This window comes from uncultured Oscillibacter sp. (assembly GCF_910587525.1).
Classification (GTDB): Bacteria; Bacillota; Clostridia; order Oscillospirales; family Oscillospiraceae; genus Oscillibacter.
Map to the genome: position 1 here is coordinate 1 of NZ_CAJULS010000130.1, position 6,546 is coordinate 6,546.

General features: G+C 60.7%; 8 protein-coding genes and 1 pseudogene. 5 read left to right on the plus strand and 4 right to left on the minus strand.

The window, feature by feature from the left end:
- The 4 genes and pseudogenes from QZ326_RS10555 to mobP3 form a co-directional block, all read left to right on the plus strand.
- Positions 1–229 (plus strand): annotated as a pseudogene (locus QZ326_RS10555) (hypothetical protein); the annotation flags it as partial.
- A gap of 17 nt (positions 230–246) precedes the next feature.
- Positions 247–645 carry a hypothetical protein gene (locus tag QZ326_RS10560; protein ID WP_295744962.1) on the plus strand — a complete coding sequence of 133 codons (399 nt, stop codon included), beginning with the start codon at positions 247–249 and terminating at the stop codon, positions 643–645.
- Positions 646–772: 127 nt separating this feature from the next.
- Positions 773–988: a hypothetical protein gene (locus tag QZ326_RS10565; RefSeq protein ID WP_295744964.1), complete on the plus strand. Its 216-nt coding sequence runs from the start codon at positions 773–775 to the stop codon at positions 986–988.
- 45 nt (positions 989–1,033) lie between these two features.
- Complete coding sequence (gene mobP3 / locus QZ326_RS10570; protein ID WP_295744966.1) at positions 1,034–3,034, plus strand: MobP3 family relaxase; 2,001 nt, start codon at positions 1,034–1,036, stop codon at positions 3,032–3,034.
- A gap of 44 nt (positions 3,035–3,078) precedes the next feature.
- Here mobP3 and QZ326_RS10575 read toward each other — a convergent pair whose 3' ends face one another.
- The 4 genes from QZ326_RS10575 to QZ326_RS10590 form a co-directional block, all read right to left on the minus strand.
- A complete protein-coding gene (locus QZ326_RS10575) occupies positions 3,079–3,324 on the minus strand; it encodes a hypothetical protein (RefSeq protein ID WP_295744967.1) in 246 nt (81 codons plus the stop codon).
- Between the two features lie 172 nt (positions 3,325–3,496).
- The gene (locus QZ326_RS10580) at positions 3,497–4,315 is read right to left on the minus strand and encodes a formate/nitrite transporter family protein (RefSeq protein WP_295744969.1); all 819 of its coding nucleotides are present in this window, start codon (positions 4,313–4,315) and stop codon (positions 3,497–3,499) included.
- 16 nt (positions 4,316–4,331) lie between these two features.
- Entirely contained in the window at positions 4,332–4,736 is a 405-nt protein-coding gene (locus tag QZ326_RS10585) for a putative toxin-antitoxin system toxin component, PIN family (RefSeq protein ID WP_295744971.1), read from the minus strand.
- Position 4,737: 1 nt separating this feature from the next.
- Entirely contained in the window at positions 4,738–4,995 is a 258-nt protein-coding gene (locus QZ326_RS10590) for an AbrB/MazE/SpoVT family DNA-binding domain-containing protein (RefSeq protein WP_295744973.1), read from the minus strand.
- A gap of 103 nt (positions 4,996–5,098) precedes the next feature.
- Here QZ326_RS10590 and QZ326_RS10595 point away from each other — a divergent pair.
- On the plus strand, positions 5,099–6,546 hold a 1,448-nt coding region (locus QZ326_RS10595; protein WP_295744975.1), incomplete at its 3' end, for a DUF3991 and toprim domain-containing protein.

Sequence of the window (6,546 nt, forward strand, 5' to 3'; positions counted from 1 at the left end):
CAACTACGACATGGCCTCCGGACAGGTCTGCGATGAGCTGGAGGTCGACCTGCACTGGGCGGACGGGCGTGAGGAGTCAGTGGAGTACCGGCTCAACGCTGTTGAAAAAGCGGTTCTGCTTCGGAAGATGGACACCTACTGCCAGGAGCAGACCGGCCAGACGCTGAAGGACTACAGCGCCCAGTTGCTGGCGGAGGAGATGGCGACGCCCACCCAGCCCACGATGTGATACAGATTTTTGCGTCTATGTCAATCTGGCTTGCGCTGCGGATCTCACCTGAGACTCAGCAGCTCGTCAAGGAGATGTGTCCGCGGGACAACTGCCGTACCCAAAACGAGTTTATCGAGAGGGCCATCCGGTTCTACGCCGGGTACGTCTCCGGTCAGGAGGCCACCGCCTACCTGCCGCCCGCGCTGGCGTCCGTCCTGCGCGGCACTGTGCAGGACACGGAGAACCGCATCTGCCGTCTGCTCTTCAAGCTGGCGGTGGAGCTGGACATGGTGATGAACGTGCTGGCGGCGGGGATGGAGATCAGCGATGACGCGCTCCGCAGTCTCCGGGGCCGGTGCGTTCAGAATGTGAAGAAGACCAGCGGCAGCGTCACGCTGGACAAGGCGGTGGAGTATCAGAGGGGCGGTGTGTGATATGGCATGGAGCACCGCTCATGAGGAACTACTCAAAAAAGTGAACCAGGAGATGGATGAGTACGCACGCAGTATGTGGGACCTCCCTGGCTACACTGTTTTCGGTAAAGCAGGTGAAATTGCCTCTATGGGATTTTGCTACAATCAACTGGCAGGACATCTCCACGACTACCCGGTTACGAGTGTAGAGCGGCTCCTGCAATATGAGAAGCCGCTGGAGGCTGTGCGCAGTCACTGGATGGTGGAACAGGACGTGGATCTGGAAGCTGAGTTCGACCGCGTCATTCATGAGTGGGGGCATGAGGAACCGGAGTCCGGAATGGACACGCCCGGCATGTCCTGATGCAGTGGAAAGGCGGTGACGCTCCATGCCCCGGATCATATTCAAGTGCCCTACATCAAGCCGGGGACAGCGAAAGCCGCCGCACACCTGAACAACTACGTCCGCTACGTTGCCACCCGTGACGGTACGGATCTCCTCAAGCCGGACAAGGCCGGCCAGCCCGCCACGAAAAAGCAGCGGGCTATGGTAGAGCGGCTCCTCCGGGACTTCCCCATGTGCCGCGGGATGTTCGAGTGCGAGGACTACCAGTCCTCTCCCACCCGCGCCGCCGCCTCGGAGTTTATCACCAGGGCGATAGAGGACAACTACGATCAGATCGCCAAGCGGGAGAACTACGTCAGCTACATTGCCCAGCGCCCTCGTGCGGAGCGGCTCGGCGCACATGGTCTGTTCAACGGCACAGGCGATGCGCTGGAGCTGTCCAGAATCGCAGAGGAGGTGGCGAACCACCCCGGCAACGTGTGGCTGCCCATCATCTCCCTGCGCCGGGAGGATGCCGCCCGCCTCGGCTACGACAACGCCAGACAGTGGCAGGCCCTCCTCTCCACCTATGTCCCTCAGATCGCGGACGCCATGAGGATACCCTGGGAGCAGTTCCGCTGGTACGCATCCTATCACGACGAGGGATCACATCCCCATGTCCACATGGTCTGCTACAGCGCGGACGGGCGCTCCGGCTTTCTGGATAAGGAGGGCATCGCCAGGATCAAGTCCGGACTGGCAAAGAATATTTTCCGCCAGGAGCTGACGGAGATCTACCGGCAGCAGACCCAGCGCCGGGATGAGCTGGTGCGGCAGTCCGGCGAGGTCATGAAGGAACTGATCCGGCAGATGCTCTCCGGCACACTGGAGAACCCCCGCATCGAGCAGCTCATGGGCGAACTGGCCCAGCGGCTGAAAAGCACCTCTGGCAGAAAGCAGTACGGCTACCTCAAGGCGCCGCTGAAAGCTGTGGTGGATGAGATCGTGGATGAGCTGGCAAAAGACGCCCGTGTCTCTTCCGCCTATGACCTGTGGTACCAGCTGCGGGAAGAAGTGCTGCGGACGTACCGGGATGACCTGCCGGAGCGTCTCCCCCTTTCCCGGCAGGCGGAGTTCAAGCGGATCAAGAATGTGGTGGTGGAGGAAGCGGCGCGGCTTGGTGAGCACACCGAGGTGTTCACGCCGGCGGATACTCAGGAGCCGCTCCAGGCCGGTGAGAACGCTGGCCCTGAGCCAGAGGCAGTGCCGGTAGACACGCCGGAGGAGGCTGATAGAGCGCCGCCTATCAGACAGGTCGACCCATACACTCTGTACCGTCTGGCAAAACGCATTCTCATGGACCCCGACACCAAATCTGAGCAGATCACTCACGCGGTGGACCATCTGACCCATGCGGCGGAGGCCGGGCTGGACTACGCCCAGTATGCCCTTGGAATGTTGTACCGTAATGGCGGGCCGGTGGTACAGGACATGACCCAGGCGGTGATCTGGTTCTCCCAGGCAGCCGAGCAGGGCAACCAGTACGCCATGTACGCCCTGGGCAAGCTGCGCCTGGAGGCGGACGATCCCGCCGCCGCTCTGCGCTGGTTCCGACAGTCCGCCGATCTTGGAAACCAGTTTGCGCAGTACCGGCTGGGCAAACTGCTGCTGAGCGGCGATGGTGTGGCAAAGGATACGGCGGGCGCTGTCCGCTGGCTGACGGAGTCCGCGGAGCAGGGGAACCAGTACGCCCAGTATGCCCTCGGCAAGCTGTACCTGCTGGGAAAGGACATTCCGCAGGACAGGGAATCCGCCGTTCGCTGGCTCACACTGGCGGCGGAGCAGGGCAATGAGTACGCCCGGTTTTTCCTTGACCACATGGACGACTCCCCCTCTCTCTTCGCCAGCGCCACCCGGCTCCTCCACCACATGGGCCGCATTTTCCAGGAGCAGGCCCCGCCCCCCAGCGGCGGGATCTCCTTTGTGGACAGCAAGCTGAGGAGAAAGATCAGGGAGAAGAAGATCGCCATGGGCCACAAGCCCAACGACCATGAGGAGCCGGAGATTGCGCCCCGGCAGATATGAGAGAGGGAAAAGGGACGGTTCCTCCACGGAGCCGTCCCTCTCTGTCAGACACTGAAATTCAGCTGATGATAATATCCGTCACAGACACGGGCGATGGGCTTGTCCGCCACATCGGGCTGTTCCGGGCCGTAGAGCAGACGGCCAACCCTGTAGACCGCGCCGTTAATCATGACGGACTCTCCCACCGTGCGTCCGCCGAAGCGGGTCAGCCACGCCAGCGCCTCCCGTACCGTACAGCCCCGCCGCAGCTCTCCGTTCTCATCCCAGATCGGGTCATAACTCAATTCCATACACAACATCCTTTCCTCCAGTAAAAAGCAACCGCTGTATATTGTAGACGGGCCGCCAAAGAAAAGCAATGGCGGAAACGGAGAAAAAGCAGGGAAATTCTGTATGAGCCAGGGAGCAATTGGGGGTTGACAAATCGAAACACCTAAACGGGGTACGCTTCACACAGTATTTCTACGCCGACCTTCTGCCGTGGCAGTACCAGAAGAGGCACCCAAGGCCTGCGCCGCCCAGGGAATTCCCCACTGTTACCGGCAGGAGATTCCGCAGCAGGAAGTTCCCCCAGGTCAGGGCGGTGAGGTCCACCCCCGCCTCCGCCGCCAGGGACGCATAGGCGGGGACCATCCCGGCAAACAGCCCGGCGGGGATGTAGAAGAGGTTGGCGATACAGTGCTCAAAGCCGCAGATGACGAAAAAGGCCACCGGCAAGTAGGCCCCCACCACCCGGCCCATCAGGTCTCTGGCGGACAGGGACAGCAGCACCCCGGCTGTCACCAGGAGGTTGCAGAGAATCCCCAGGATCACGGCGTTCCCCGCCGGGAGAGCGCATTTCCCCGCCGCCAGCTTCATGGTAAACACTGCCAGCTGACCGCCGGAGTAATTCAGCTGGCCGCCGAAGGCACAGCCAACGGCGGTGAGCATTGCGCCCACGGCGTTACCCAGGTACACCACGCACCAGTTTTTCAGCATCCCACCCGCCGTGGCCTGGCGGTCCAGTAGAGAGATGACCATCAGCGTGTTGCCGGTAAAAAGCTCCGACCCCGTCAGGATCACCATGGCCAGGCCAAAGGGGAACAGCAGCCCGCAAACAATCCGGGCCGCGCCCACATTGGCGATGGTGTGGGCGGCGGTGTTGGTCACCGCCCCGCCCATGGCGATAAAGAACCCGGCCAGCACCGCCAAGAGGAACATCTTCACAAGGGGCAGCTGCGTCTTGTTCCGGCCCGCCGCGGCATAGTTCGCGGCACACTCTGCAGGGGTATAGAGGTTCATGAAAAGGCCTCCTGTGTCAAAGTATCTGGTAACGGCGCATAAACTCCACCGGCGTACAGATCTCAGGCCGCTCGACCTGAATCTCCGCAAAGTCCTTGTCCCCCGTGATCAGTATATCCACATCCTCAATGATTGCGGTATATAAAACGGGATAGTCTTTCGGATCTCTGATCTCAAACAGCGTCTCATCCATGACACGCGGCGTATAGACCAGCTCATAACTCATCGCGGCGAGCATCTGGTCGACGGCAGCCGCTTTTGTTGGAAATTTACGCTGGATCACATAGCCCAGCTCTTCCACGATGAAGGACGAGAGAACCAGCCTGTGCTCCTCAAAGATGCAGCGCATCATCCGGTTCATCCGCTCACTGGGGAAGAGAATGGCTGAGAGAAGGACGTTGGTGTCCAGCATGATCCGCATCTCAGCCCTCCATCCGTTCCCGCCGCAGTTCAGAGACCAGGTCGACCACATCCTGTTCGTCTTTCAGCCCAAGCCGTTCCGCCTCCCCGGTAAATGCGGCCTGTGCCTTTCGCAGCGCGTCCATGGAGGAGTTCATCATGATGACCCGCCCCTGCTCCTCAACAAACAGGATCTTGTCTCCCTCCTTTACGCCGAGTTTTCTCCGAATATCAATGGGAATTGTGATCTGTCCCTTTGATGTGACTTTGGCAAGCTCCATCGTGTTTGACTCCTTTCTCAAACCCGCGATTCCTTACTTTCCTTACTATCAGTATACCCCATATAGATGAAAAAAGCAACCGTGAATTTAACAAGGAGGATGTATGCCCTATATCCATTTTACCGAGGAACAAAAGCTCCGGGCCGCCTCTGTGGACCTGGTGGAGTTCCTCCGCCATCAGGGGGAGAAGCTGATCCCCTCCGGGCCGGAGTACCGCCTGGCCAGCGACCACAGCGTCACTGTCCGGGGCAATGAGTGGTATGACCACGCCGCGAAGGAGGGCGGCGGGCCTGTCTCCTTCGTTCAGCAGTTCTATAACCTCTCCTACCCGGAGGCCGTCACCCGTCTGCTGGACGGCGACCGTCTGTCAGGCGGAGAGCAGGGAACCGTCTACGCTTCTGCCCAAAAGCAGGAGGAAAGGCCCGGAAAGGAATTTGCCCTGCCCACTGCCGGCCGGGAGATGCGGCGGATGTACGCCTATCTGCTGGGGCGCCGGTTCCTGGACCGGAACGTGGTCAATGCCTTTGTCCGGGCGGGGCTGCTGTATGAGAGCTGCGAGAGGTTCAAGGACAGAGAGTACCACAACGCCGTCTTTGTCGGCAAGGACGGGAACGGCGTCCCGCGCCACGCCCACAAGCGCAGCCTCAACAGCCTCGGAAAGACCTTCCGCATCAACGTGGAGGGCAGCGATCCCCGGTGCAGCTTCCACCACACCGGGACCAGCGGCCGCCTCTATGTCTTCGAGGCCCCCATTGACCTGCTGTCCTTCCTCACCCGTTATCCCAGAGGATGGCAGGAACACAGCTTCGTCTCACTCTGCGGCACCAGTGAACACGCCATGCTCTGGATGCTGGAGCAGAACCCCGGCCTCCGCACCGTCTGCCTCTGCCTGGATCATGATGCGGCGGGCATTGAGGCCAGTGGACGGCTGGCGGAGATCCTCCATGAGCACGGATATGACAATGTAGGAGTGATCCAGCCCGAGTGGAAAGACTGGAACGAGGACCTCAAGGCCCAGCGAGGCCTCCCCGCGCAGGAGGCGGAGGAGCATCCACAGCTCATCATCGCCCCAGAGATCTGCGGCAGGATCAGCCAACAGGTAGAAGGCTCCCGCAGGGACTACTGGGAGCAGGACATTCCCAATCTCATCGATTACGCGAAGATCTGCCTCCGCTGGAAGCAGTTTGACCGGGCCATGGAGTGCATGGAGCACGCGTCCGCCCTGGCGCTGGCGGTCTATAAACGGGAGCTGCGGCAGCTGGGAGAGCGATGCTCCACGGAGGATTTGGCTGACGCGCTGTGCCGCCGCATCCTGCCGCATCAGAACCGGGGCTGCCTGCAGCGCCGCCCATCGGAACTGACGGCACAATTTCAAAGTGTACTGGAGAAAGCCTTAGCCCCTGGTATCCGCGGGGAGACAGAGAAACAGGCGCTGGCGGACAACTGGCTGGAGCTGGCGGTATCCTTTGCCAGGGTTCCGGTCAAATATGAGGCGGATGTCCAGTATGTTTTGTTGCAACCGACATATGTCCTGAGTGTACGGCTCGTAAA